This window comes from Streptomyces sp. NPDC000941, from assembly GCF_053599555.1.
The window spans coordinates 1-25030 of record NZ_JBSFMM010000084.1 but is presented as its reverse complement, the minus strand read 5'-3'; the positions used below and the strand labels follow the sequence as shown (position 1 = coordinate 25030).

At 67.6% G+C, this 25030-nt stretch carries 19 protein-coding genes, 3 tRNA genes and 1 pseudogene; 20 read left to right on the top strand and 3 right to left on the bottom strand.

Annotated elements, in window-relative coordinates; translation table 11 throughout:
• Nucleotides 1–19: 19 nt before the first annotated feature.
• A complete protein-coding gene (locus ACWDSL_RS25785; protein ID WP_450489195.1) occupies nt 20–1318 on the bottom strand; it encodes an amidohydrolase family protein in 1299 nt (432 codons plus the stop codon).
• 235 nt (nt 1319–1553) lie between these two features.
• Here ACWDSL_RS25785 and ACWDSL_RS25780 point away from each other — a divergent pair.
• From ACWDSL_RS25780 to ACWDSL_RS25755, 6 genes and pseudogenes are all read left to right on the top strand, one after another.
• A tRNA-Thr gene (locus ACWDSL_RS25780) sits at nt 1554–1626 on the top strand.
• Between the two features lie 56 nt (nt 1627–1682).
• Nucleotides 1683–1755, top strand: a tRNA-Met gene (locus ACWDSL_RS25775).
• Nucleotides 1756–1838: 83 nt separating this feature from the next.
• Nucleotides 1839–2003 carry a 50S ribosomal protein L33 gene (gene rpmG / locus ACWDSL_RS25770; RefSeq protein ID WP_065962933.1) on the top strand — a complete coding sequence of 55 codons (165 nt, stop codon included), beginning with the start codon at nt 1839–1841 and terminating at the stop codon, nt 2001–2003.
• A 100-nt stretch (nt 2004–2103) separates the two neighbouring features.
• Nucleotides 2104–2550: pseudogene (locus tag ACWDSL_RS25765) on the top strand (FAS1-like dehydratase domain-containing protein); the annotation flags it as partial.
• An 89-nt stretch (nt 2551–2639) separates the two neighbouring features.
• Nucleotides 2640–3074, top strand: coding sequence for a MaoC family dehydratase (locus ACWDSL_RS25760; protein ID WP_450489193.1), 435 nt, complete (start codon nt 2640–2642; stop codon nt 3072–3074).
• Between the two features lie 108 nt (nt 3075–3182).
• Nucleotides 3183–4238, top strand: coding sequence for a UDP-N-acetylmuramate dehydrogenase (locus tag ACWDSL_RS25755; RefSeq protein ID WP_450489191.1), 1056 nt, complete (start codon nt 3183–3185; stop codon nt 4236–4238).
• A gap of 13 nt (nt 4239–4251) precedes the next feature.
• On the opposite strand, the gene ACWDSL_RS25750 is transcribed toward ACWDSL_RS25755, so the two are convergent.
• Complete coding sequence (locus tag ACWDSL_RS25750) at nt 4252–5268, bottom strand: adenosine deaminase (protein ID WP_450489189.1); 1017 nt, start codon at nt 5266–5268, stop codon at nt 4252–4254.
• Nucleotides 5269–5455: 187 nt separating this feature from the next.
• Entirely contained in the window at nt 5456–6694 is a 1239-nt protein-coding gene (locus tag ACWDSL_RS25745; protein ID WP_450489187.1) for a pyridoxal phosphate-dependent aminotransferase, read from the bottom strand.
• A gap of 182 nt (nt 6695–6876) precedes the next feature.
• On the opposite strand from ACWDSL_RS25745, the gene ACWDSL_RS25740 reads away from it, so the two are divergent.
• The 14 genes from ACWDSL_RS25740 (at nt 6877) to tuf (ending at nt 24891) form a co-directional block, all read left to right on the top strand.
• Nucleotides 6877–6949, top strand: a tRNA-Trp gene (locus tag ACWDSL_RS25740).
• A 104-nt stretch (nt 6950–7053) separates the two neighbouring features.
• A complete protein-coding gene (gene secE / locus ACWDSL_RS25735; protein WP_450489185.1) occupies nt 7054–7344 on the top strand; it encodes a preprotein translocase subunit SecE in 291 nt (96 codons plus the stop codon).
• A 77-nt stretch (nt 7345–7421) separates the two neighbouring features.
• The gene (gene nusG / locus ACWDSL_RS25730; protein ID WP_450489183.1) at nt 7422–8300 is read left to right on the top strand and encodes a transcription termination/antitermination protein NusG; all 879 of its coding nucleotides are present in this window, start codon (nt 7422–7424) and stop codon (nt 8298–8300) included.
• A 160-nt stretch (nt 8301–8460) separates the two neighbouring features.
• Nucleotides 8461–8895 carry a 50S ribosomal protein L11 gene (rplK, locus tag ACWDSL_RS25725; RefSeq protein WP_030412999.1) on the top strand — a complete coding sequence of 145 codons (435 nt, stop codon included), beginning with the start codon at nt 8461–8463 and terminating at the stop codon, nt 8893–8895.
• Nucleotides 8896–8968: 73 nt separating this feature from the next.
• Nucleotides 8969–9685 carry a 50S ribosomal protein L1 gene (gene rplA, locus ACWDSL_RS25720; protein WP_450489181.1) on the top strand — a complete coding sequence of 239 codons (717 nt, stop codon included), beginning with the start codon at nt 8969–8971 and terminating at the stop codon, nt 9683–9685.
• 184 nt (nt 9686–9869) lie between these two features.
• On the top strand, nt 9870–10721 hold the full coding sequence (locus ACWDSL_RS25715; RefSeq protein WP_450489179.1) for a hypothetical protein: 852 nt from the start codon (nt 9870–9872) through the stop codon (nt 10719–10721).
• Between the two features lie 288 nt (nt 10722–11009).
• The gene (gene rplJ, locus ACWDSL_RS25710; protein ID WP_450489177.1) at nt 11010–11567 is read left to right on the top strand and encodes a 50S ribosomal protein L10; all 558 of its coding nucleotides are present in this window, start codon (nt 11010–11012) and stop codon (nt 11565–11567) included.
• A 78-nt stretch (nt 11568–11645) separates the two neighbouring features.
• The gene (gene rplL, locus ACWDSL_RS25705; protein WP_450489175.1) at nt 11646–12032 is read left to right on the top strand and encodes a 50S ribosomal protein L7/L12; all 387 of its coding nucleotides are present in this window, start codon (nt 11646–11648) and stop codon (nt 12030–12032) included.
• Between the two features lie 589 nt (nt 12033–12621).
• Entirely contained in the window at nt 12622–16104 is a 3483-nt protein-coding gene (gene rpoB / locus ACWDSL_RS25700; RefSeq protein ID WP_450489173.1) for a DNA-directed RNA polymerase subunit beta, read from the top strand.
• A gap of 101 nt (nt 16105–16205) precedes the next feature.
• Nucleotides 16206–20105: a DNA-directed RNA polymerase subunit beta' gene (locus ACWDSL_RS25695; RefSeq protein ID WP_450489172.1), complete on the top strand. Its 3900-nt coding sequence runs from the start codon at nt 16206–16208 to the stop codon at nt 20103–20105.
• 361 nt (nt 20106–20466) lie between these two features.
• On the top strand, nt 20467–20838 hold the full coding sequence (gene rpsL / locus ACWDSL_RS25690) for a 30S ribosomal protein S12 (protein ID WP_003948652.1): 372 nt from the start codon (nt 20467–20469) through the stop codon (nt 20836–20838).
• Nucleotides 20839–20840: 2 nt separating this feature from the next.
• Nucleotides 20841–21311, top strand: coding sequence for a 30S ribosomal protein S7 (gene rpsG / locus ACWDSL_RS25685; RefSeq protein ID WP_450489170.1), 471 nt, complete (start codon nt 20841–20843; stop codon nt 21309–21311).
• A gap of 38 nt (nt 21312–21349) precedes the next feature.
• Nucleotides 21350–23473 (top strand): elongation factor G, encoded by a 2124-nt coding sequence (fusA, locus tag ACWDSL_RS25680; RefSeq protein ID WP_450489168.1) that lies wholly within the window; start codon nt 21350–21352, stop codon nt 23471–23473.
• A 224-nt stretch (nt 23474–23697) separates the two neighbouring features.
• The gene (gene tuf / locus ACWDSL_RS25675) at nt 23698–24891 is read left to right on the top strand and encodes an elongation factor Tu (protein ID WP_450489166.1); all 1194 of its coding nucleotides are present in this window, start codon (nt 23698–23700) and stop codon (nt 24889–24891) included.
• The last annotated feature ends 139 nt before the right edge of the window (nt 24892–25030 follow it).

Below are 25030 nucleotides of genomic sequence, written 5' to 3'. Positions count from 1 at the left end.
CCCGCCCGACACCCCCGGCTCAGTCCGCAGGCGGCTGTGGCCGGCCGCTGTGATCCGTCCGCGCCTGCCGCGGCAGGTCCAGCGCCGCCGCGGCCGCCGAGGCGCAGTACTCGCGCACCGCGCTCGTCCGCGCCACCACGCGCCCCTGGTGGACCACCACCCGGCTGTACGCGAGCGAGAGCACCCCCGGCAGTCCGTCCCCGCGCACCGCGAGCAGCTCCGCCGGGAACCCGGCCTCCACGCGCACCTCGGGCAGCCCCAGCGCGGCCCGGGCGCGCCCGCAGACCGCCTCGTACGCCTCCTCGGGCTCGGCCTCGCCCCGCGAGGCCAGGAGGAAGGCGGCCTCCAGCGGGTCGCCGCGCCCGACCGGGTTGGCGGCGTCCCGGAGCGCCCCGCTGCCCGCGGCCACCCGGACCCCGGCCGAGCGCAGCAGCCGCACCGGCGCGCAGCCCGGGGCGTACGTCCCTCGCGCGCGCCGGTCCTCCAGTCCGCCGCAGTCGCCCTGGGGCAGGCATACGACCGTGACGCCCGCCGCCGCGAGCCGGTCCGCCACCCGTGTCACCACATCGCGCGGCAGCCGCGCCAGCCCCCCGCAGGGGCCGATCGTGACGCCCGGCCGCAGCCCGCCGGCCATGGCCGCGAGCCGGGCGAGGCGGGCCGGGTCGTCACCGTCCGTGTGCAGATCGACGGCGCAGCCGTGGCGGGCGGCGATATCGAGGACGGCCTCCACATGGCCGGTGGGGTCGGGGTCGAGGTCGGGGCAGCCGCCGATGACCCCGGCGCCCATCTTCACGGCGTCCCGCAGGATCGCCAGACCGTCCGCCCCGGCCACGCCGGTCAGCACCCGGGGTACCGCCACGGAGGACAGGTCGGTGAGCCCGCGCAGGGTCTCCCGGGCGCGCAGGACGGCCTCCAGGGACCGCAGCCCGTGCACCCCGCCGATGGGCACATGGGTGCGCAGCGCGGTGGCCCCGTGGCCGAGGTGCATCAGGGCGGCCTCGGTGGTGCGCCGCTGGACGTCCTCGGGTGTGTGCGAGACGGGCCCGACGGTGTCGGCGGTGAGGGCGGTGTCGCAGTGGGCGTGCGGTTCGGCGGGGGCCGGGAGCAGCAGATAGCCGTCGAGGTCGAGGCGGGTGCCGGGGATCAGGCTGCCCGCCGTGCCGACCGCCTCGATGCGGCCGCCGCGGACCCGTACGTCCACGGTGCGGCCGTCGGCGAGCCGGACGCCGCCGAGCACCAGCGCGGGGGCGTCCTCGGGCGCCGTGCCGGCCGCGCCGTCGGGGGTATGGGGCTGCCGCTGCGGATGGCTGTCGGGCATCGCGCTCCTGGATGTCCGGTGGATGGATGTCCTGATGGATGTCCTGTGGATGTCCTGGGCTCAAGATCGCTCAGCGTGATCCGAGCCCGAGCCTAGGGCGCGCCGCGGGCGGCTTCCGGGAGGAGCCGAATAGTCGTACTGGTGTGGTGCCTGAGCGGGCGGTGGCGGACCGTGACGGCACCCCCCGATACGGATTTCACCTTCGGCGCCCGAGCGTGTAATGTCTTCATCGCTCGCCCCAATAGCTCAGTCGGCAGAGCGTCTCCATGGTAAGGAGAAGGTCTACGGTTCGATTCCGTATTGGGGCTCTGATGTGTGAGATGTCCCGCTCGGCTCAGGTCGGGTGGGGGATCAATCGCATCGCAGCGGTGTAGCTCAGTCGGTAGAGCAAGCGGCTCATAATCGCTGTGTCACCGGTTCAAGTCCGGTCACCGCTACTCGCTGTAGCCGATTGTGGGGTCGATCCTTCGATCGGCTACTATTTCTGCGTTCATCTATCCGTTCGTCAAGGAGCACTCACGTGGCTGCCACCGACGTCCGCCCGAAGATCACGCTGGCCTGCGTGGAGTGCAAGGAGCGGAACTACATCACCAAGAAGAACCGGCGTAACGACCCGGATCGTCTTGAGCTGAAGAAGCATTGCCCGCGTTGCAACGCGCACACCGCGCACCGCGAGACGCGATAAACCCGACGGTCAGACAGATCGTATAGACCGTATTCAAGGCCGCCCCCCACACGCGGGGGCGGCCTTGTTTCGTTCCACCATCACAGGAGGTGCCGAGTCGATGGCGCTCGACCAGTCGTTCGTCGGGCGGTCCTACCCGCCCACCGCGCCCTATGAGGTCGGCCGGGAGAAGATCCGCGAATTCGCCGAGGCGATCGGCGACGCCAATCCGGTGTACTTCGACCCGGAGGCGGCCAAGGCATTCGACCACCCCGATGTGATCGCCCCGCCGACCTTTGTTTTCGCGCTCACCTTCAAGGCCGCCGGGCAACAGGTGATCGAGGACCCGCAGCTGGGCCTGGACTACAGCCGGGTGGTGCACGGCGACCAGAGGTTCGTCTACACCCGTCCGCTGCACGCGGGCGATCGCCTGACGGTCACCTCGACGATCGACTCGATCAAGTCGCTGGCCGGTAATGACATTCTGTCCGTCCGCGGCGAGGTGCACGATGAGGCCGGGGAGCACGTGGTGACCTCCTACACGACCCTCGTGGCCCGCGCCGTCGAGGTCCAGGAGAGCCCGGCGAAGGCCCAGGACATCCCGGCGCAGGCCCAGGACGCCCAGGCAGCAGACGCCCAGGCAGCAAAGGACGGCAGATGACAGCCAAGGTCTCGTACGACGATGTCGAGGTCGGCACCGAGCTGCCCGCGCAGGATTTCCCCGTGACCCGCGCGGACCTCGTCCAGTACGCGGGCGCGTCGGGGGACTTCAACCCGATCCACTGGAACGAGAAGTTCGCCAAAGAGGTCGGCCTCCCCGACGTCATCGCGCACGGCATGTTCACCATGGCCGAGGCGGGCCGCGTGGTGACCGACTGGGCCGGGGACCCGGCGGCCGTCGTGGAGTACGGGGTGCGCTTCACCAAGCCGGTCGTCGTGCCGAACGACGAGAAGGGCTCGGTCGTCGAGGTGACCGCCAAGGTCGCAGCCAAGCTGGACGACGAGGCCCGTACGGTCCGCGTCGACGTCGTGGCGACCAGCGCGGGGCAGAAGGTGCTGGGCCGGGCCCGCGCCGTCGTCCGCCTCGCCTGAGACCCGCCCGGCGGCAGAGAGCACGAGAGGCGCCCCACGGGCCAGGCAGGGCCAAGCAAGGCCAGGCCAGACCAGGCCCCGGCGGGGCGCCCCCGTACTCTTGAGCGCGTGCAGGAACTCCACGACGCGCCCCTGGCCCCCCTCACCACCTTCCGCCTCGGCGGCCCGGCCGGCCGGCTGCTCACGGCCACCACCGACGACGAGGTGATCGCTGCGGTCCGGGAGGCCGACGCGGCCGGGACCCCGCTGCTGGTCATAGGCGGCGGCAGCAATCTGGTCATCGCCGACAAGGGCTTCGACGGCACCGCCCTGCGCATCGCGACCAGCGGCTTCACCCTCGACGGCGGCCGGCTGGAGCTGGCCGCGGGCGAGAACTGGTCGGACGCGGTGGCCCGTACGGTCGGGGCCGGACTCGCCGGGGTCGAGTGCCTGGCCGGAATCCCCGGCTCCGCGGGGGCGACCCCGATCCAGAACGTGGGCGCGTACGGCCAGGAGGTCTCGGCCACGATCACCGAGGTCGTCGCGTACGACCGGCGCACCGAGACCGTCGTGACCATCCCGAACGCCGACTGCGGCTTCGCCTACCGCCACAGCCGCTTCAAGGCCGACCCGGCCCGCCATGTGGTGCTGCGGGTGCGCTTCGCGCTGGAGGACGCGGACGGTCTGTCCGCGCCGGTCAAGTACGCGGAGACCGCCCGCACCCTCGGCGTGGCGGTGGGGGAGCGGGTGCCGGTGGCCACCGCCCGCGACGAGGTCCTGAAGCTCCGTGCGGGGAAGGGAATGGTCCTCGACCCGCGGGACCACGACACCTGGTCCGCGGGCTCCTTCTTCACCAACCCGATCCTGACCGAAGAGGCCCACGCCGCCTTCCTGGCCCGCGTCGCCGAGCGCCTGGGCCCGGACGTCACCCCGCCCGCCTATCCGGCGGGGGAGGGGCGGATCAAGACCTCCGCCGCATGGCTGATCGACAAGGCGGGCTTCACCAAGGGCTACGGCACCGGCCCGGCACGCATCTCCACCAAGCACACCCTCGCCCTGACCAACCGCGGCGAGGCCACGACCGAGGACCTGCTCGCGCTCGCCCGCGAGGTCGTCGCCGGGGTCGAGGCCGCGTTCGGGGTCACGCTCGTCAACGAGCCGGTGACGGTCGGCGTCAGCCTCTGAGCCGTCGCCTCGCTCACCCGGCCGCCAGCCAGGCGTCGATGTCCGCGAGCAGCGGCGCGGCCACGTCCTTGGGGGCCGCCGAGCCGCGGATGGACTGGCGGGCCAGCTCGGCCAGCTCGGTGTCCGTGAAGCCGTGGTGCTCGCGGGCCAGCTCGTACTGGGCCGCCAGCCGCGACCCGAACAGCAGCGGGTCGTCGGCGCCCAGCGCCATCGGCACCCCGGCCTCGTACAGGGTGCGCAGCGGCACGTCCTCGGGCTTCTCGTAGACGCCCAGGGCCACGTTCGAGGACGGGCACACCTCGCAGGTCACGCCGCGCTCGGCGAGCCGGCGCAGCAGCCGGGGGTCCTCGGCTGCCCGTACGCCGTGGCCCACTCGCTGGGCGCCGAGGTCGTCCAGGCAGTCGCGGACGCTGCTGGGGCCCGACAGCTCGCCGCCGTGCGGGGCCGCCAGCAGGCCGCCCTCGCGGGCGATGGCGAAGGCCCGGTCGAAGTCCCGGGCCAGGCCGCGCCGCTCGTCGTTGGACAGCCCGAAGCCGATGACGCCGCGGTCGGCGAAGCGGACCGCCAGCCGGGCCAGCGTGCGCGCTTCCAGGGGGTGCTTCATACGGTTGGCGGCGACCAGCACCCGCATCCCGAGCCCGGTGTCCCGTGAGGCGGTCTCCACGGCGTCCAGGATGATCTCCAGCGCCGGGATCAGACCGCCGAGCCGCGGGGCGTACGAGGTGGGGTCGACCTGGATCTCCAGCCACTTGGCGCCGTCCCGTACGTCCTCCTCGGCGGCCTCGCGCACCAGCCGCTGGATGTCCTCGGGCTCGCGCAGACAGGACCGCGCGATGTCGTACAGCCGCTGGAACCGGAACCAGCCGCGCTCGTCGGTGGCCCGCAGTCTGGGGGGCTCGCCGCTGCTGAGCGCTTCCGGGAGGTGGACGCCGTATTTGTCGGCGAGCTCGAGCAGCGTGGCGGGACGCATGGAGCCGGTGAAATGCAGATGGAGATGCGCTTTGGGGAGCAGAAGTACGTCACGTGCCATCTGCAGATACTGCCGCAGCCCAGGGCGCGCCGGTACCGCTTTCGCCGAACGGGGGCTTGCCCGCACATGAATACGGGTCTACCTGAATGCGGGCGCAAAGGGCGGGCGCAAAGGGCGGGCGTAAACGGACGCGGGCGCCCGGCCACTGCCGAGCGCCCGCGTCACGCGTGTCCGAGGGGGCGCGAAATCAGTCGCGCGCCTCGCCCAGCAGCTTCTGCAGCCGGGAGATCCCCTCGACCAGGTCCTCGTCGCCCAGCGCGTACGAGAGCCGCAGATAGCCCGGGGTGCCGAAGGCCTCGCCCGGGACGACCGCGACCTCGGCCTCCTCCAGGATCAGCTCGGCCAGCTCCACGGAGCTCTGCGGGCGCTTGCCGCGGATCTCCTTGCCGATCAGGGCCTTCACCGAGGGGTAGACGTAGAAGGCGCCCTCGGGCTCGGGGCACTCCACGCCGTCGATCTCGTTCAGCATCCGCACGATGGTCCGGCGGCGGCGGTCGAAGGCCTCGCGCATCGTGGCCACGGCGTCCAGGTCGCCCGCGACGGCGGCCAGGGCGGCGGCCTGTGCGACATTGTTCACGTTGGAGGTGGCGTGCGACTGGAGGTTGGTCGCGGCCTTGACGACGTCCTTGGGGCCGATGACCCAGCCCACCCGCCAGCCGGTCATGGCGTACGTCTTCGCCACGCCGTTGACCACGATGCACTTGTCCCGCAGCTCGGGCACCACGACCGGCAGCGAGTGGAATTCCGCGTCCCCGTACACCAGGTGCTCGTAGATCTCGTCGGTGAGCACCCACAGCCCGTGCTCGGCCGCCCAGCGCCCGATCGCCTCGGCCTGCTCACGCGGGTAGACGGCGCCGGTGGGGTTGGACGGGGAGACGAAGAGCAGCACCTTGGTGCGCTCGGTGCGGGCCGCCTCCAGCTGCTCCACGGAGACCCGGTAGCCGGTGGTCTCGTCGGCGACGACGTCGACCGGGACGCCGCCCGCGAGCCGGATCGACTCGGGGTAGGTGGTCCAGTACGGGGCGGGGACGATGACCTCGTCGCCCGGGTCCAGGATCGCCGCGAACGCCTCGTAGATCGCCTGCTTGCCGCCGTTGGTCACCAGGACCTGCGCCGCCTCGACCTCGTAGCCGCTGTCGCGCAGCGTCTTCGCGGCGATCGCGGCCTTGAGCTCGGGCAGCCCGCCGGCCGGGGTGTAGCGGTGGTACTTCGGGTTGCGGCAGGCCTCCACCGCCGCCTCGACGATGTAGTCGGGCGTGGGGAAGTCGGGCTCGCCCGCGCCGAAGCCGATCACCGGACGCCCGGCGGCCTTGAGGGCCTTGGCCTTGGCGTCGACGGCGAGCGTGGCGGACTCGGAAATGGCTCCGATACGGGCGGAGACACGGCGCTCTGTCGGGGACTGTGCAGGAGGGTTAGCAGCGGTCATATGTGCATCGTCCCAGACCGACGAATAGCGCGGCACACGGGTTTAAGGGCGCCCCGGGCGCTTCTCGTTCGACGCCCGGCCCTGGACCACGTACACTCATCCGTCGTTGGCCGCTCAACAGCCGTTTCGTCTCGCGCACTCCATGGAGCCGGGTGGATGCGGTAGGTTGGGTGGAGCCGCAAAGGGTCGTAGCTCAATTGGTAGAGCACTGGTCTCCAAAACCAGCGGTTGGGGGTTCAAGTCCCTCCGGCCCTGCTACACGCACGTTTAGAGGGTGCGTGGGCGCGTACTGAGAATGCACCGCTGTGCGGCCGGGCCGGACGCGGCACGGCCACGATCCGGATTCAGGTGAGGACGTAGTGACGGAAGCCCTTGGCTCCACCGCGACGCCTGAAAGCGGTCGTCCCGAAGAAGAGGTGGCGGCCAAGAAGGGCCGCCGTGGCGGGAAGCGCGCCAAGAAGGGGCCCTTCGGCAGGCTCGCGCTCTTCTACCGCCAGATCGTCGCTGAGCTGCGCAAGGTCGTGTGGCCCACGCGTGGCCAGCTGTCGACGTACACCAGTGTGGTGATCGTCTTTGTGCTCATCATGATCGGCATCGTTACCGTGATTGACTATGGGTTCAACCAAATCATCAAGTACGTCTTTGGCTGACCCTCGAAGGGTGGCGCTGTCCCGAGTTGCCCCTTCGTACGTTCCACCCCTCTTGAAGCCAGGAAGAAGCAGCCACCGTGTCTGACCCGAACCTGAACGAGGCCGCCGCGGCCGTCGAGTCCGATGAGGACGAGCTCGACATCATCGAGGCTGCCGATGAGGACCAGGCCGAGGCTGCGGAGGCTGAGGCGGGAGAGCCGGCCGAGAAGGATGCGGTCCGCGTCGAGGACGAGGACGCTGTCCTGGCGGCCGAGGACGCCGAGGCCGACGCAGAAGAGGCCGAAGAAGAGGCTGACGCAGAAGAGGCCGAGGAAGAGACCGCCGAAGAAGAGGTCGCGGTCGACCCGGTCGAGGCCCTGCGTGAGGAGCTGCGTACCCTCCCCGGCGAGTGGTACGTCATCCACACCTACGCGGGCTACGAGAACCGCGTGAAGACCAACCTCGAGCAGCGCGCCGTATCGCTGAACGTCGAGGACTACATCTTCCAGGCCGAGGTGCCGCAGGAAGAGGTCGTCCAGATCAAGAACGGCGACCGCCGCACCGTGCGCCAGAACAAGCTGCCCGGCTATGTGCTGGTGCGCATGGACCTGACGAACGAGTCCTGGGGCGTGGTCCGCAACACCCCCGGCGTCACCGGCTTCGTGGGCAACGCGTACGACCCGTACCCGCTGACTCTGGACGAGATCGTCAAGATGCTCGCCCCGGAGGCCGAGGAGAAGGCCGCCAAGGCCGCCGCCGAGGAGGCGGGCCTGCCGGCGCCGAGCCGCAAGGTCGAGGTCCAGGTGCTGGACTTCGAGGTGGGCGACTCGGTCACGGTCACCGACGGCCCCTTCGCGACGCTGCAGGCGACGATCAACGAGATCAACGCCGACTCGAAGAAGGTCAAGGGCCTGGTGGAGATCTTCGGCCGGGAGACCCCGGTCGAGCTGAGCTTCGACCAGATCCAGAAGAACTGACCATACGAACCTTCCGATCAGGTCAGACGGGCTTTCGCGGCCTGTCTGACCTGCTCGGTTTTAGGCCGCACAGCTATACCCGTTACTGTTGTGCGGTATGCCTCCATCCGGATGATCCGGTTCGGAGGCGAATCACCTCTCACTAAGACCCGGAGAGAGCATGCCTCCCAAGAAGAAGAAGGTCACGGGGCTGATCAAGCTCCAGATCCAGGCCGGTGCCGCGAACCCGGCTCCGCCGGTCGGCCCCGCGCTGGGCCAGCACGGCGTCAACATCATGGAGTTCTGCAAGGCCTACAACGCCGCGACCGAGTCGCAGCGCGGCATGGTCGTGCCGGTGGAGATCACGGTCTACGAGGACCGTTCCTTCACCTTCGTCACCAAGACTCCGCCGGCCGCCAAGCTGATCCTCAAGGCCGCGGGTGTGGAGAAGGGCTCCGGCGAGCCGCACAAGACCAAGGTCGCCAAGATCACCCGCGACCAGGTCCGCGACATCGCCACCACCAAGATGCCCGACCTGAACGCCAACGACCTGGACGCCGCCGAGAAGATCATCGCCGGCACCGCCCGCTCCATGGGCATCACGGTCGAGGGCTGACACCCCCGTAGCACCACCGTGGCAGGGCCGAGCGCGGCCCGGACCACGACTCCACAACCTTTCAGGAGCAGCAGTGAAGCGCAGCAAGACTCTCCGCAGCGCGGACGCCAAGATCGACCGGGAGCGCGCGTACGCCCCGCTCGAGGCCGTTCGGCTCGCCAAGGAGACCTCCGCCGCCAAGTTCGACGCGACCGTCGAGGTGGCCATGCGCCTGGGTGTCGACCCGCGCAAGGCCGACCAGATGGTCCGTGGCACCGTGAACCTTCCGCACGGCACCGGCAAGACCGCCCGGGTCCTGGTCTTCGCGACCGGTGACCGTGCTGCGGCCGCGGAGGCCGCCGGCGCCGACATCGTCGGCTCCGACGAGCTGATCGATGAGGTGTCCAAGGGTCGGCTGGACTTCGACGCCGTCGTCGCCACCCCGGACCTCATGGGCAAGGTCGGCCGTCTGGGCCGGGTGCTCGGTCCGCGTGGTCTGATGCCGAACCCGAAGACCGGCACCGTCACCCCCGACGTGGCCAAGGCCGTCACCGACATCAAGGGCGGCAAGATCGAGTTCCGCGTCGACAAGCACTCGAACCTGCACTTCATCATCGGCAAGGTCTCCTTCGACGAGACCAAGCTGGTGGAGAACTACGCCGCGGCGCTCGAGGAGATCAACCGTCTCAAGCCGTCCGCCGCCAAGGGCCGCTACATCAAGAAGGCGACTCTGACCACCACGATGGGCCCTGGCATCCCGCTGGACGCCAACCGCACCCGCAACCTGCTGGTCGAGGACGAGGCCGTCTAAGCCCGTTCTCAACCCCTGCGAGCCGGGTTCCCGCACCTCCCAAGTGGAGGGCGGGAACCCGGCTCGCTGCGTTGTGCGTCCTCTCAGATACAGTCTCAGCAGTCGTAAAAGATAAATAAGAAGCAAAGACAAAGACATAGGGGGACCTGTGCGCGGTACTCGTTTCGCTGCCCGGAGTGCGGCGGTGCTCACCGGTGTGGTTCTGGTGGCCGGTCTCACGGCCTGTGGGAGCGACAAGGCCGACAGCGACAAGTCGAACAAGGGCTCTTCCGACAAGGCCGCCGAGCAGGTGGGCGGCCCGCTCGCGGCCCTGAAGCTCGCCTCACAGCAGACGGACCAGCAGCACTCGGCCAAGGTCGAGGGCACCACGCAGATGGGTACGCAGAACTCGACCATGTCCGGCGCGATGGACTGGGCGGACGGCATGCGCGCCAACATGACCATCACGCAGAAGGGCGGGTCGGTCCAGAACTCGCCGCTGGCGGGCAAGCCCATGGAGGCTCGCTACACGCCCGACGCGATGTTCATGAACCTCGGCCCCGAGTTCGCGGCGCAGGCGGGTGGCAAGCACTGGATGAAGTACGACTACGACACCTTGGCCAAGCAGGCCGGTGCCTCCGGCGAGTTCCTCAAGGACCAGATGCAGAACACCGACCCGGCGCGTTCGGTGCAGCTGCTGATCGCCACCGGCCAGGTCAAGAGCGTGGGCTCGGAGTCGGTCAAGGGCGTCAAGGCGACCCACTACACCGGCACCGTGAAGGTCTCCGAGCTGGCCAAGATGCAGTCCAAGGACCTCTCCGAGAGCGACCTCACGGCGCTGCAGAAGCAGCTGGAGACCTCCGGCATGGAGACCGAGACCATCGACCTGTGGATCGACGGTAAGAACCTGCTGGTCAAGAAGCGGGAGCAGGCCGAGAGCAACAACGGGACGTACGACTCGACGGTCTTCTACTCGGACTACGGCACCAAGGTCACCGTCGAGGAGCCGCCGGCCTCGGACACCATGAACTTCGAGGACGCCCTCGCCAAGCAGTGACCTGCCCGAGAGCCGATTTGCCTGGCCGCGGCCCGTTCGCGTAGCCTTCCACAGAAGCCAAAGACCGCTGGTCGCTGCTGTGCCTCCCAAGGGCGCGGCGGCCGAAGGATCCGCTAGCTGCGGACGACCTGCGCAGGTGATCGTGGATGGACTCCCGATCGGGCCGCGAGCCCGCACGGTCGAGTCACGCCCCGAGCGCCTGCGCCGGGGCGTTTCGTTTTGTTCGCCTCCTTGCCCGGCCGATGCGGCTGATTAGCTGGAAAATCACCCGGAAGGAGGCCGAGGCTCATGGCGAGGCCTGACAAGGTCGCGGCCGTCGAGGAGATGACGGACAAGTTCCGTACCTCCAACGCTGCTCTAGTGACCGCGTACACCGGTCTCACCGTCGCGCAGCTCAAGGAGCTGCGCCGTTCGCTCGGTGAGAACGCTCAGTACCGTGTGGTGAAGAACACGCTGACCAAGATCGCGGCCAACGAGGCCGGGATCTCCACGCTCGACGACCTGTTCGCGGGTTCGTCGGCCGTCGCTTTCGTGACCGGTGACCCGGTCGAGGCGGCGAAGGGTCTCCGTGACTTCGCCAAGGAGAACCCCGCTCTCGTCATCAAGGGCGGTGTCCTTGACGGCAAGGCGCTGTCCGCCGACGAGATCAAGAAGCTCGCGGACCTCGAGTCCCGCGAGGTGCTGCTCGCCAAGCTGGCGGGCGCCATGAAGGGCAAGCAGTCCCAGGCTGCGGCGCTCTTCCAGGCGCTTCCGTCGAAGTTCATCCGCACGGCGGAGGCGCTTCGCGTCAAGAAGGAAGAGCAGGGCGGTGCCGGCGAGCCGGCTCCCGCCGAGGCCGCGGAGTAATTCTCCCGCTGCCCAGCGGGCCCGTGCCCGCGGACATGTACATCCGGCACCAGCCGAATTAGTGGAAGGACCGCCATCATGGCGAAGCTCAGCCAGGAAGACCTGCTCGCCCAGTTCGAGGAGATGACCCTCATCGAGCTCTCCGAGTTCGTGAAGCTCTTCGAGGAGAAGTTCGACGTCACCGCCGCCGCCCCGGCCGCCGTCGCCGTCGCCGCGGGTGTCCCCGGCGCCCCGGCCGAGGCTGCTGAGGAGAAGGACGAGTTCGACGTCATCCTCACCGGCGCCGGCGAGAAGAAGATCCAGGTCATCAAGGTCGTGCGTGAGCTGACCTCGCTGGGTCTGAAGGAGGCCAAGGACCTCGTCGACGGCACCCCGAAGCCGGTCCTGGAGAAGGTCAACAAGGAGCAGGCCGAGAAGGCCGCCGAGTCCCTCAAGGGCGCCGGCGCCTCCGTCGAGGTCAAGTGACCCGAGGGGTTCAGGGGCCCTGCCGGGCCCGCTGACCCGCTCCGCTCCGTGAGGGCGATCACCCGTTGGGGTGGTCGCCCTTCGGCGCTTCCGTCACGGCTGCGTTGCCTTGTCGGTCCCTGCGGGTATGGTGATCTTCGTTGCCCGTCGCCACGCCCTGTGACGATCTCGCCGGAGTGGGGGGCCTTGACGAACGGCACGCAGCGCGCAATTCTCAGGACGCGACGTCACACCGATCCAAGTCCGAGGCATGGATCGTCGGCGAAGCGGGCAGTATCGGTATGCGCTTGAGGCGCATGAGTGGCTGCAGGCGTTCGAAAACAACGAGAAGACAACGAGGGGGAGCGGCCCCCTCAGCGGAGGGAGAGATTGGCTCTGCCGGTCTCAGGAACTCGGAGCTGGACATCAGTGTGCCAAGTGGCTACACTGACCCTTTGCGCTGCCTGTTAGCTGCCTCCTGCCCGTCACCAGGGGCATACCCACCTGAGAGCACGTCCGAGGAAATCTCTCTGACCAGGGATTTCCTTCTGTGGCTCGAGTTGGGACCGGCACGCGCGTAGTGAGTCCGAGCCCTCGGAAGGACCCCCTCTTGGCCGCCTCGCGCAACGCCTCGACTGCCAATACGAACAACGGCGCCAGCACCGCCCCGCTGCGCATCTCATTTGCGAAGATCAAGGAGCCTCTCGAGGTTCCGAACCTCCTTGCGCTGCAGACCGAGAGCTTCGATTGGCTGCTCGGCAATGCCGCCTGGAAGGCTCGCGTCGAGGCTGCGCTGGACAGCGGTCAGGACGTCCCCACCAAGTCCGGTCTGGAAGAGATCTTCGAGGAGATCTCCCCGATCGAGGACTTCTCTGGGTCGATGTCCCTGACCTTCCGTGATCACCGCTTCGAGCCCCCGAAGAACTCGATCGACGAGTGCAAGGAGCGCGACTTCACGTACGCGGCTCCGCTCTTCGTCACGGCCGAGTTCACCAACAACGAGACCGGCGAGATCAAGTCCCAGACGGTCTTCATGGGCGACTTCCCGCTCATGACCAACAAGGGCACCTTCGTCATCAACGGCACCGAGCGTGTCGTGGTGTCTCAGCTGGTGCGCTCGCCGGGTGTGTACTTCGACTCCTCCATCGACAAGACGTCCGACAAGGACATCTTCTCCGTCAAGGTCATCCCGTCCCGGGGTGCCTGGCTGGAGATGGAGATCGACAAGCGCGACATGGTCGGTGTCCGCATCGACCGCAAGCGCAAGCAGTCCATCACCGTTCTGCTGAAGGCGCTGGGCTGGACCACCGAGCAGATCCTCGAGGAGTTCGGCGAGTACGAGTCCATGCGCGCCACCCTGGAGAAGGACCACACCCAGGGCCAGGACGACGCGCTGCTCGACATCTACCGCAAGCTGCGCCCGGGCGAGCCCCCGACGCGTGAGGCTGCGCAGACGCTGCTCGAGAACCTCTACTTCAACCCCAAGCGCTACGACCTCGCGAAGGTCGGCCGCTACAAGGTCAACAAGAAGCTGGGTGCGGCCGCTCCGCTGGACGCGGGCGTCCTGACGGTCGAGGACGTCATCGCCTCGATCAAGTACCTGGTGAAGCTGCACGCCGGTGAGACCGAGACGACCGGCGAGAACGGTCAGATGATCGTCGTCGAGACCGACGACATCGACCACTTCGGCAACCGCCGTATCCGTAACGTCGGCGAGCTGATCCAGAACCAGGTCCGTACGGGTCTGGCCCGTATGGAGCGCGTCGTCCGTGAGCGCATGACGACTCAGGACGTCGAGGCGATCACGCCGCAGACCCTGATCAACATCCGGCCGGTCGTCGCCTCCATCAAGGAGTTCTTCGGCACCAGCCAGCTGTCGCAGTTCATGGACCAGACGAACCCGCTGTCGGGTCTGACCCACAAGCGTCGTCTGAACGCGCTGGGCCCCGGTGGTCTGTCCCGTGAGCGGGCGGGCTTCGAGGTCCGAGACGTGCACCCGTCGCACTACGGCCGCATGTGCCCGATCGAGACGCCCGAAGGCCCGAACATCGGTCTGATCGGCTCGCTCGCCTCGTACGGCCGGGTCAACGCGTTCGGCTTCATCGAGACCCCGTACCGCAGGGTCGAAAACGGTGTCGTCTCCGACGAGGTCGACTACCTGACGGCCGACGAAGAGGACCGATTCGTCATCGCGCAGGCCAACGCGCCGCTGACGGACGACCTCCACTTCGCCGAGAACCGCGTCCTGGTCCGCCGCCGTGGCGGCGAGGTCGACTACATCCCGGGCGACGACGTCGACTACATGGACGTCTCGCCGCGCCAGATGGTGTCGGTCGCGACCGCCATGATCCCGTTCCTCGAGCACGACGACGCCAACCGCGCGCTCATGGGATCGAACATGATGCGCCAGGCCGTGCCGCTGCTCAAGGCGGAGTCCCCGCTGGTCGGCACCGGCATGGAGTACCGCTGCGCGGTCGACGCCGGCGACGTCATCAAGGCCGAGAAGGACGGTGTCGTCCAGGAGGTCTCCGCCGACTACGTGACGGTGGCCAACGACGACGGCACCTACACCACCTACCGGGTGGCCAAGTTCTCCCGCTCCAACCAGGGCACCTCCTTCAACCAGAAGGTCGTCGTGGACGAGGGCGCGCGGGTGATCGCCGGCCAGGTGCTGGCCGACGGCCCGTCCACCGAGGACGGCGAGATGGCACTCGGCAAGAACCTCCTGGTGGCGTTCATGCCGTGGGAGGGCCACAACTACGAGGACGCGATCATCCTCAGCCAGCGTCTGGTGCAGGACGACGTCCTCTCCTCGATCCACATCGAGGAGCACGAGGTCGACGCCCGTGACACCAAGCTCGGCCCCGAGGAGATCACCCGGGACATCCCGAACGTCTCCGAGGAGGTCCTGGCCGACCTCGACGAGCGCGGCATCATCCGCATCGGTGCCGAGGTCGTGGCCGGCGACATCCTGGTCGGCAAGGTCACCCCGAAGGGTGAGACCGAGCTGACCCCGGAGGAGCGCCTGCTGCGCGCGATCTTCGGTGAGAAGGCCCGTGAGGTCCGTGACACCTCGCTGAAGGTGCCGCACGGTGAGATCGGCAAGGTCATCGGCGTGCGCGTCTTCGACCGCGAGGAGGGCGACGAGCTGCCCCCGGGCGTGAACCAGCTGGTCCGCGTCTACGTGGCGCAGAAGCGCAAGATCACCGATGGTGACAAGCTCGCCGGCCGCCACGGCAACAAGGGCGTCATCTCCAAGATCCTGCCGGTCGAGGACATGCCGTTCCTGGAGGACGGCACCCCGGTCGACATCATCCTCAACCCGCTGGGTGTGCCGTCCCGGATGAACCCGGGACAGGTCCTGGAGATCCACCTCGGCTGGCTGGCCTCCCGCGGCTGGAAGGTCGAGGGCTCCGAGGACTGGATGCAGCGGCTGCAGGCGATCGGCGCCGACGAGGTCGCGCCGGGCACCAATGTCGCGACCCCGGTCTTCGACGGCGCCCGCGAGGACGAGATCTCCGGTCTCTTCGAGTCGACGATCCCGAACCGCGACGGCGACCGCCTGGTCCAGGCCTCCGGCAAGGCCCGGATGTTCGACGGCCGCTCCGGCGAGCCGTTCCCGGAGCCGATCTCCGTCGGCTACATGTACATCCTCAAGCTGCACCACCTGGTGGACGACAAGCTGCACGCCCGCTCCACCGGTCCGTACTCGATGATCACCCAGCAGCCGCTGGGTGGTAAGGCTCAGTTCGGTGGCCAGCGCTTCGGTGAGATGGAGGTGTGGGCGCTCGAGGCCTACGGCGCCGCGTACGCCCTCCAGGAGCTGCTGACCATCAAGTCCGACGACGTCACCGGCCGAGTGAAGGTCTACGAGGCCATCGTCAAGGGCGAGAACATCCCCGAGCCCGGCATCCCTGAGTCCTTCAAGGTGCTCATCAAGGAGATGCAGTCCCTGTGCCTCAACGTGGAGGTGCTGTCGTCCGACGGCATGTCCATCGAGATGCGCGACACCGACGAGGACGTCTTCCGCGCTGCGGAGGAGCTCGGTATCGACCTGTCGCGGCGCGAGCCGAGCAGCGTCGAAGAGGTCTGACGGGTCTGGCCGGGACGGTCGTCCACCGCGACCGCCCCGGCCTCTCCCCGGACCCCCAGTCAGACCCGAAGACACGACCCTGAAAGAGGGATTGACGACAAGTGCTCGACGTCAACTTCTTCGACGAGCTGCGGATCGGCCTCGCCACTGCTGACGACATCCGTCAGTGGTCCCACGGTGAGGTCAAGAAGCCGGAGACCATCAACTACCGCACCCTGAAGCCCGAAAAGGACGGACTCTTCTGCGAGAAGATCTTCGGTCCGACCCGGGACTGGGAGTGCTACTGCGGCAAGTACAAGCGCGTCCGTTTCAAGGGCATCATCTGTGAGCGCTGCGGTGTCGAGGTCACCCGCGCCAAGGTGCGCCGTGAGCGGATGGGCCACATCGAGCTGGCCGCTCCCGTCACCCATATCTGGTACTTCAAGGGCGTCCCGTCGCGTCTGGGCTACCTGCTCGACCTCGCCCCGAAGGACCTCGAGAAGGTCATCTACTTCGCCGCCTACATGATCACGTGGGTGGACGACGAGCGCCGTACGCGCGATCTGCCCTCGCTGGAGGCCCATGTCTCCGTCGAGCGCCAGCAGATCGAGCAGCGCCGCGACGCCGACCTGGAAAGCCGCGCCAAGAAGGCGGAGGCGGACCTCGCCGAGCTGGAGGCCGAGGGCGCCAAGGCCGATGTGCGCCGCAAGGTGCGCGAGGGCGCCGAGCGCGAGATGAAGCAGCTGCGCGACCGCGCCCAGCGCGAGATCGACCGTCTCGACGAGGTGTGGAACCGCTTCAAGAACCTCAAGGTCCAGGACCTCGAGGGCGATGAGCTGCTCTACCGCGAGCTGCGTGACCGCTTCGGCACGTACTTCATGGGCGGCATGGGCGCCGCCGCCCTGCAGAAGCGCCTGGAGTCCTTCGACCTCGACGAGGAGGCCGAGAGGCTCCGCGAGATCATCCGGACCGGCAAGGGCCAGAAGAAGACCCGTGCGCTCAAGCGCCTCAAGGTCGTCTCCGCCTTCCTGCAGACCCGCAACAGCCCCAACGGCATGGTGCTGGACTGCGTCCCGGTGATCCCGCCGGACCTGCGTCCGATGGTGCAGCTGGACGGTGGCCGCTTCGCGACCTCCGACCTGAACGACCTGTACCGCCGCGTCATCAACCGGAACAACCGCCTCAAGCGTCTCCTTGACCTCGGTGCCCCCGAGATCATCGTGAACAACGAGAAGCGGATGCTGCAGGAGGCCGTCGACGCGCTGTTCGACAACGGCCGCCGCGGCCGCCCGGTGACCGGTCCCGGTAACCGTCCGCTGAAGTCCCTCAGCGACATGCTGAAGGGTAAGCAGGGTCGTTTCCGCCAGAACCTGCTCGGCAAGCGAGTCGACTACTCGGCCCGTTCGGTCATCGTCGTCGGTCCGCAGCTCAAGCTGCACCAGTGCGGTCTGCCCAAGGCCATGGCGCTGGAGCTCTTCAAGCCGTTCGTGATGAAGCGCCTGGTGGACCTGAACCACGCGCAGAACATCAAGTCGGCCAAGCGCATGGTCGAGCGCGGCCGCACGGTCGTGTACGACGTGCTCGAAGAGGTCATCGCCGAGCACCCGGTGCTGCTGAACCGTGCGCCGACCCTGCACCGTCTGGGCATCCAGGCCTTCGAGCCGCAGCTGGTCGAGGGCAAGGCCATTCAGATCCACCCGCTCGTGTGCACCGCGTTCAACGCGGACTTCGACGGTGACCAGATGGCCGTGCACCTGCCGCTGTCCGCGGAGGCGCAGGCCGAGGCCCGCATCCTGATGCTGTCCTCGAACAACATCCTCAAGCCGGCCGACGGCCGCCCGGTGACCATGCCCACCCAGGACATGGTGCTCGGTCTGTTCTTCCTCACCACCGACGAGGAGGAGCGGAAGGTCATCGGCGAGGGCCGGGCGTTCGGCTCGACCGCCGAGGCGATCATGGCGTTCGACGCCCGCGAGCTCTCGCTCCAGGCGAAGATCGACATCCGCTTCCCGATCGGCACCGTCCCGCCGCGTGGCTGGACCCCGCCGGTTCCGGAAGAGGGCGAGCCTGCCTGGACGCTGGGCGACAGCTTCCGGCTGCGCACCACCCTGGGCCGCGCGCTCTTCAACGAGCTGCTGCCCGAGGACTACCCGTTCGTCGACTACTCGGTGGGCAAGAAGCAGCTCTCCGAGATCGTCAACGACCTGGCCGAGCGCTACCCGAAGGTCATCGTCGCGGCGACCCTGGACAACCTGAAGGCGTCCGGTTTCCACTGGGCGACCCGCTCCGGTGTCACCGTCGCGATCTCCGACGTCGTCGTCCCCGAGGCCAAGAAGGCCATCATCGAGGGCTACGAGGCGCAGGACGAGAAGGTCCAGAAGCAGTACGAGCGTGGTCTGATCACCAAGGATGAGCGCACCCAGGAGCTCATCTCGATCTGGACCAAGGCGACCAACGAGGTCGCCGACGCGATGAACGCGAACTTCCCGAAGACCAACCCCATCTTCATGATGGTCGACTCGGGCGCTCGCGGAAACATGATGCAGATGCGTCAGATCGCCGGTATGCGTGGTCTGGTGTCCAATGCGAAGAACGAGACCATCCCGCGGCCCATCAAGGCGTCGTTCCGTGAGGGTCTCTCCGTGCTGGAGTACTTCATCTCCACCCACGGTGCCCGTAAGGGTCTCGCGGACACCGCGCTGCGTACCGCCGACTCGGGTTACCTGACCCGTCGTCTGGTGGACGTCTCCCAGGACGTGATCATCCGTGAGGAGGACTGCGGCACCGAGCGCGGTCTGAAGCTCGCGATCGCGACCCGGGGCGCGGACGGCGTGCTGCGCAAGACGGACGACGTCGAGACCAGCGTGTACGCGCGGATGCTCGCCGAGGACGTCGTCGTGGACGGCAAGGTCATCGCGCCGGCCAACGTCGACCTGGGCGATGTTCTCATCGACCAGCTCGTGCGGCACGGCGTGGAGATCGTCAAGACCCGCTCGGTCCTCACCTGCGAGTCCGCGGTCGGCACCTGTGCCTTCTGCTACGGCCGTTCGCTGGCGACCGGCAAGCTGGTGGACATCGGCGAGGCGGTCGGCATCATCGCCGCCCAGTCCATCGGTGAGCCCGGCACCCAGCTGACGATGCGTACCTTCCACACCGGTGGTGTGGCCGGTGACGACATCACCCAGGGTCTGCCGCGTGTCGTCGAGCTCTTCGAGGCCCGTACGCCCAAGGGTGTTGCGCCCATCAGTGAGGCGGCGGGACGGGTCCGGATCGAGGAGACCGAGAAGACCAAGAAGATCGTCGTCACCCCGGACGACGGCTCCGACGAGACGGCCTTCGGCGTCTCCAAGCGAGCCCGTCTGCTGGTGGGCGAGGGCGATCACGTCGAGGTCGGCCAGCGGCTGACCCTGGGTGCCACCAACCCGCACGACGTGCTGCGCATCCTCGGCCAGCGCGCCGTCCAGGTGCACCTGGTCGGCGAGGTCCAGAAGGTCTACAACTCGCAGGGTGTGTCGATCCACGACAAGCACATCGAGATCATCATCCGGCAGATGCTGCGCCGGGTGACGATCATCGAGTCCGGCGACGCGGAGCTGCTGCCGGGCGAGCTGGTGGAGCGGTCGCGCTTCGAGTCCGAGAACCGTCGTGTGGTCCAGGAAGGCGGCCACCCGGCCTCCGGCCGTCCGCAGCTGATGGGTATCACCAAGGCCTCGCTGGCGACCGAGTCCTGGCTGTCGGCGGCGTCCTTCCAGGAGACGACCCGGGTGCTCACCGACGCGGCGATCAACGCCAAGTCGGACTCCCTGATCGGCCTCAAGGAGAACGTGATCATCGGTAAGCTCATCCCGGCCGGTACGGGCCTGTCCCGCTACCGCAACATCCGGGTCGAGCCGACCGAGGAGGCGAAGGCCGCGATGTACTCGGCCGTCGGTTACGACGACATCGACTACTCGCCCTTCGGCACGGGCTCCGGCCAGGCGGTCCCGCTGGAGGACTACGACTACGGTCCGTACAACCAGTAATCCCGCTCTCCTACGGGCGCAGATCGGGCGCAGGGCGGCTACCCCATGGCGGGGTGGCCGCCCTGCGGCTATGCTTGCGGGCCGGTGTGCCTTGCCGCGTGTGCATTTGTTTTGACCGGAGCCGATGCGGTAGGTACGCTCTGACCTTGTGCCTGGGGTGTCCCTGGGCTCCCGTATGCGCACTCTTCAGCGGCCTCAGGGCCCGGAGGGGCCTCCGGGAGGCCGAGGTGTCGACACCGACAATCTGCACTCTCCCGCAATCTGCGCGGGGGTCTGCAGTGTGCGACACACCCGACCGCGTGGGTCGGAGAAATCCCCAGGTTAGCTTTATCGAGACTGGCACACAGAAACCGGAGAAACGGTGCCTACGATCCAGCAGCTGGTCCGGAAGGGCCGGCAGGACAAGGTCGAGAAGAACAAGACGCCCGCGCTCGAGGGTTCGCCCCAGCGCCGTGGCGTCTGCACGCGTGTTTTCACGACCACCCCGAAGAAGCCGAACTCGGCCCTGCGTAAGGTCGCGCGTGTGCGTCTGACCAGCGGCATCGAGGTCACCGCTTACATTCCGGGTGAGGGCCACAACCTGCAGGAGCACTCCATCGTGCTCGTGCGTGGCGGCCGTGTGAAGGACCTGCCGGGTGTTCGCTACAAGATCATCCGCGGCTCCCTCGACACGCAGGGCGTCAAGAACCGCAAGCAGGCTCGCAGCCGCTACGGCGCCAAGAAGGAGAAGTAAGAATGCCTCGTAAGGGCCCCGCCCCGAAGCGCCCGGTCATCATCGACCCGGTCTACAACTCTCCTCTGGTGACCTCCCTCATCAACAAGGTGCTGCTGAACGGCAAGCGCTCCACCGCCGAGCGCATCGTCTACGGCGCCATGGAGGGCCTGCGCGAGAAGTCCGGCAACGACCCGGTCATCACGCTCAAGCGCGCGCTGGAGAACGTGAAGCCGACCCTCGAGGTCCGCTCCCGCCGCGTCGGTGGCGCCACCTACCAGGTGCCGGTCGAGGTTCGCCCCGGCCGCTCCTCCACCCTCGCGCTGCGCTGGCTCGTGGGCTACTCCCGCGCCCGTCGCGAGAAGACCATGACCGAGCGCCTGATGAACGAGCTGCTGGACGCCAGCAACGGTCTGGGCGCCTCCGTCAAGCGTCGCGAGGACGTTCACAAGATGGCCGAGTCCAACAAGGCCTTCGCGCACTACCGCTGGTAGTCGCTACCCCATCGAGAACCGAGAGAAGACTGAGCCATATGGCCACCACTTCACTTGACCTGGCCAAGGTCCGCAACATTGGGATCATGGCCCACATCGACGCGGGCAAGACGACCACCACCGAGCGGATCCTGTTCTACACCGGTGTGAGCTACAAGATCGGTGAAGTCCACGATGGCGCTGCCACCATGGACTGGATGGAGCAGGAGCAGGAGCGCGGCATCACGATCACGTCGGCCGCGACGACCTGTCACTGGCCGCTCGAGAACGTCGATCACACCATCAACATCATCGACACCCCGGGCCACGTCGACTTCACCGTCGAGGTGGAGCGTTCGCTGCGCGTGCTCGACGGCGCCGTGACGGTGTTCGACGGTGTGGCCGGTGTGGAGCCGCAGTCCGAGACTGTGTGGCGTCAGGCGGACCGCTACGGCGTTCCGCGTATCTGCTTCGTCAACAAGCTCGACCGCACCGGTGCCGAGTTCCACCGCTGTGTGGACATGATCGTGGACCGCCTGGGCGCGGTGCCGCTGGTCATGCAGCTGCCGATCGGTACCGAGGCCGACTTCAAGGGTGTCGTCGACCTCGTCACCATGAAGGCGTTCGTCTGGTCTGCCGAGGCGACCAAGGGCGAGATGTACGACACCGTCGACATCCCGGACACCCACCTCGAGGCCGCCGACGAGTGGCGCGGCAAGCTGCTCGAGGCCGTCGCCGAGAACGACGAGCAGATGATGGAGCTGTACCTGGAGGGCGAGGAGCCCACCGTGGAGCAGCTGTACGCGGCGATCCGCCGTATCACCATCGCCTCCACCGGCACCGAGGGCTCGCCGACGATCACCCCCGTGTTCTGTGGCACCGCCTTCAAGAACAAGGGTGTTCAGCCGCTGCTCGACGCGGTCGTGCGCTACCTCCCCTCGCCGCTGGACATCGAGGCCGTCGAGGGCCACTCGGTGAAGGACCCCGACGAGGTCATCAAGCGCAAGCCGTCGGACGACGAGCCGTTCGCCGGCCTGGCGTTCAAGATCATGAGCGACCCGCACCTCGGCAAGCTCACCTTCGTCCGGGTCTACTCGGGCCGCATGGAGACCGGCACCCAGGTGCAGAACTCCGTGAAGGGCAAGAAGGAGCGCATCGGCAAGATCTACCGGATGCACGCCAACAAGCGTGAGGAGATCGACTCGGTGGGTGCCGGCGACATCGTCGCCGTCATGGGTCTCAAGCAGACCACCACCGGTGAGACCCTCTGCGACCCGGCGAACCCGGTGATCCTCGAGTCGATGGACTTCCCGGCCCCGGTCATCGAGGTCGCCATCGAGCCCAAGTCGAAGGGCGACCAGGAGAAGCTGGGTGTGGCCATCCAGCGCCTCGCTGAGGAGGACCCGTCTTTCCGGGTCAAGACCAACGAGGAGACCGGCCAGACCATCATCGCGGGTATGGGCGAGCTGCACCTCGACGTGCTGGTCGACCGTATGAGGCGTGAGTTCAAGGTCGAGGCCAACGTCGGTAAGCCGCAGGTGGCCTACCGCGAGACGCTCCGCAAGAGCGTCGACCGGGTCGACTACACGCACAAGAAGCAGACCGGTGGTTCGGGCCAGTTCGCGAAGGTCCAGATCGCCATCGCGCCGCTCGAGGGCGACGGCTACGAGTTCGAGAACAAGGTCACCGGTGGCCGTATCCCGCGGGAGTACATCCCGTCCGTGGACGCGGGCTGCCAGGAGGCCATGGAGTTCGGCGTGCTCGCGGGCTACCCGCTGACCGGCGTCAAGGTCACGCTTCTCGACGGTGGCTACCACGAGGTCGACTCCTCCGAAATGGCCTTCAAGATCGCCGGCTCGATGGCCTTCAAGGAGGCCGCCCGCAAGGCCTCCCCGGCCCTGCTGGAGCCGATGATGAAGGTCGAGGTCACCACGCCCGAGGACTACATGGGCGACGTGATCGGTGACATCAACTCCCGCCGTGGACAGATTCAGTCCATGGAGGACCGCAGTGGCGCCAAGCTGGTCACCGGCCTGGTTCCGCTGTCGGAGATGTTCGGTTACGTGGGCGACCTCCGGAGCAAGACCTCCGGTCGCGCCAGCTACTCCATGCAGTTCGACTCCTACGCCGAGGTTCCCAAGAGCGTCGCCGAGGAGATCATCGCGAAGGCCAAGGGCGAGTAAGGCGGGTTCATCCGCGTTTCTCACCCTTTAGGCTGGAGCAAAGGCATCGGGGCATTCCGTCGCAGATCGCTCATCGTGGCGTCTGTGACGGGCCCCGGCCGCCGGCCCCCACACGAATACGGCGAAGGGCATCCCCCTCGGGGTCCTGGCCGGTTCGGTAAGACCACCTGAACCCATCCGCAAAGTGTGGATGCGTTACAGAACCACTCCACAGGAGGACCCCAGTGGCGAAGGCGAAGTTCGAGCGGACTAAGCCGCACGTCAACATCGGCACCATCGGTCACATCGACCACGGTAAGACGACCCTTACCGCGGCGATCACCAAGGTGCTGCACGACAAGTACCCGAACCTGAACGAGGCCTCGGCCTTCGATCAGATCGACAAGGCTCCTGAGGAGCGTCAGCGCGGTATCACCATCTCCATCGCGCACGTCGAGTACCAGACGGAGTCGCGTCACTACGCGCACGTCGACTGCCCGGGTCACGCGGACTACATCAAGAACATGATCACCGGTGCCGCGCAGATGGACGGCGCCATCCTCGTGGTCGCCGCCACCGACGGCCCGATGCCGCAGACCAAGGAGCACGTGCTCCTGGCCCGCCAGGTCGGCGTTCCGTACATCGTTGTCGCCCTGAACAAGGCCGACATGGTGGACGACGAGGAGATCATGGAGCTCGTCGAGCTCGAGGTGCGTGAGCTCCTCTCCGAGTACGAGTTCCCGGGCGACGACCTTCCGGTCGTCAAGGTCTCGGCGCTCAAGGCGCTCGAGGGCGACAAGGAGTGGGGCGAGTCCGTCCTCAAGCTGATGGAGGCCGTGGACGAGGCCATCCCGCAGCCCGAGCGTGACGTCGACAAGCCGTTCCTGATGCCGATCGAGGACGTCTTCACCATCACCGGTCGCGGTACGGTCGTCACCGGCCGTATCGAGCGCGGTGTGCTGAAGGTCAACGAGACCGTCGACATCATCGGCATCAAGACCGAGAAGACCACCACCACGGTCACCGGTATCGAGATGTTCCGCAAGCTGCTCGACGAGGGCCAGGCCGGTGAGAACGTCGGTCTGCTGCTCCGCGGCATCAAGCGCGAGGATGTCGAGCGCGGCCAGGTCATCATCAAGCCCGGTTCGGTCACCCCGCACACCGAGTTCGAGGCCCAGGCCTACATCCTGTCGAAGGACGAGGGCGGTCGCCACACCCCGTTCTTCAACAACTACCGTCCGCAGTTCTACTTCCGTACCACGGACGTGACGGGCGTTGTGACCCTCCCCGAGGGCACCGAGATGGTCATGCCGGGCGACAACACCGAGATGACCGTCAGCCTGATCCAGCCGGTCGCCATGGAGGAGGGCCTGAAGTTCGCCATCCGTGAGGGTGGCCGGACTGTCGGCGCCGGTCAGGTCACCAAGATCAACAAGTGATCTGACGCTGCTCAAGCTCTACGGAGCGGGCTGCTCAAAGGCCCCGCACCCCCGTCCGCGAGGACGGTGGAGCGGGGCCTTTGGCGTGCGCGGCATGAGTTGCGGTGAGTATGGGACAGCGACACGCCATGGTGTCGGC

Coding starts and splice junctions, on each gene's coding strand:
- ACWDSL_RS25785 (WP_450489195.1), bottom strand. CDS start 1,318: ATGCCCGACAGCCATCCGCAGCGGCAGCCCCATACCCCCGACGGCGCG.
- ACWDSL_RS25760 (WP_450489193.1), top strand. CDS start 2,640: ATGACAGCCAAGGTCTCGTACGACGATGTCGAGGTCGGCACCGAGCTG.
- ACWDSL_RS25750 (WP_450489189.1), bottom strand. CDS start 5,268: ATGGCACGTGACGTACTTCTGCTCCCCAAAGCGCATCTCCATCTGCAT.
- ACWDSL_RS25745 (WP_450489187.1), bottom strand. CDS start 6,694: ATGACCGCTGCTAACCCTCCTGCACAGTCCCCGACAGAGCGCCGTGTC.
- rplK (WP_030412999.1), top strand. CDS start 8,461: ATGCCTCCCAAGAAGAAGAAGGTCACGGGGCTGATCAAGCTCCAGATC.
- rplJ (WP_450489177.1), top strand. CDS start 11,010: ATGGCGAGGCCTGACAAGGTCGCGGCCGTCGAGGAGATGACGGACAAG.
- rplL (WP_450489175.1), top strand. CDS start 11,646: ATGGCGAAGCTCAGCCAGGAAGACCTGCTCGCCCAGTTCGAGGAGATG.
- rpsG (WP_450489170.1), top strand. CDS start 20,841: ATGCCTCGTAAGGGCCCCGCCCCGAAGCGCCCGGTCATCATCGACCCG.
- fusA (WP_450489168.1), top strand. CDS start 21,350: ATGGCCACCACTTCACTTGACCTGGCCAAGGTCCGCAACATTGGGATC.